This window comes from Burkholderia sp. Bp9016 (genome assembly GCF_003857765.1).
In the GTDB taxonomy this organism is placed as follows: domain Bacteria; phylum Pseudomonadota; class Gammaproteobacteria; order Burkholderiales; family Burkholderiaceae; genus Burkholderia.
On record NZ_QTPY01000080.1, the window covers coordinates 1 to 1,165 of the forward strand.

At 57.2% G+C, this 1,165-nt stretch carries 1 protein-coding gene and 1 pseudogene; both read left to right on the top strand.

From position 1 onward, the window contains the following. Positions 1–351, top strand: a 351-nt coding sequence (locus DIE13_RS32500; protein ID WP_124831043.1) for a DUF3274 domain-containing protein, incomplete at its 5' end; no start/stop codon positions are given. Continuing rightward, a pseudogene (locus DIE13_RS32505) lies at positions 348–1,165 on the top strand (virulence factor); the annotation flags it as partial. The gene DIE13_RS32500 and the pseudogene DIE13_RS32505, both read left to right, overlap by 4 nt.

Below are 1,165 nucleotides of genomic sequence, written 5' to 3' on the forward strand. Positions count from 1 at the left end.
GTCGACTGGCTCGATCGCGGTGCGACCAATAGCCCAACCAACCACTCGACGACGATGACCAATCCGGAGCATGCCGAAAAGGCGCTTGCGTATGACGTTGCCGTCGGTCGGTGCTATTTGACGCCCGATCAACTCTACGACTTGCGGATTGAGGCCGATTGGCGGATGGGGGGCGGGATTCCCTCGGAGAATCCGAACAAGACGTATGCCGACTATTTTGCGTCGGGGACGCTCAATAGAACGCCTCTCCACGAATGGGTACATACCGAAGAAAGCGAAGGCAAGATGCCGGCCGCGATCTTCGATGAGCGTGAGGGTCAGCTTTATTTGAAGGTCGGAGGTGCCGTATGAAGATGCTGATCGCTACATGGCCGCGACGTGTCGCCGCCGCCGTTTCGACATGGGTGCTTGTCACCGTGCTCATGGCCACGCTGATGGCTCACGTAGAGCAACCCGACCCTGCCCACTTGGAAATAGGAGATTGGATGAAACGATTCGTTGTCTTGCCTGCCTTGGCCGCCCTTGCGGTGTTTATGTTCACCACGGCCATGACGCGTCCTGTACAAGCCTCGCCTGTCCAAGCACCTGCAGGGAGCACCGCGAAAGTAGTAGAAGAACCGGCGAAGCCATTCTTCGCGCAGGTTGTCGGACTGATGTGGTTGAATCCATTGCAACGTATGGACTATCCGACCGAATGGCAATTGTTGTGGACGCAAGGGCTTGTTGCGCCAAACAAGAATGACGATATGGTCCGTACCGATCCGCAGTCCTTTACTACGCTGCAATCGGTTGCGGGTATCGCATACGGCAATAGGGGAAAGGAGACGTTCAATGGCTTCTACGCCAAGTACATCGACAAATTCATCCTCCTCCTGCGCGCCCGCTACTTCAGTAACGCGAGCTACTTCTACACGGTAAAGTCCGAAAACCCGCGTAATTGGCGCGAACTGGCGGGCATACGGGTCGAGGCTGCCGTTCCGCTCCGGCTTGATCCGGCCTTTGCCAAATCGCGCATGGTCGATCGGATGATGAATTTCTTCGAAATCGGTCCGCCGTCACCCAAGACGCTTTGGAGCCGCGACACGCCTCCCGATGTGCACATCACCCAAGGCGGTGCGAACGCCGGCTTCACGTCGCTGAACAACGCGCTGGACTACTTGCAGGC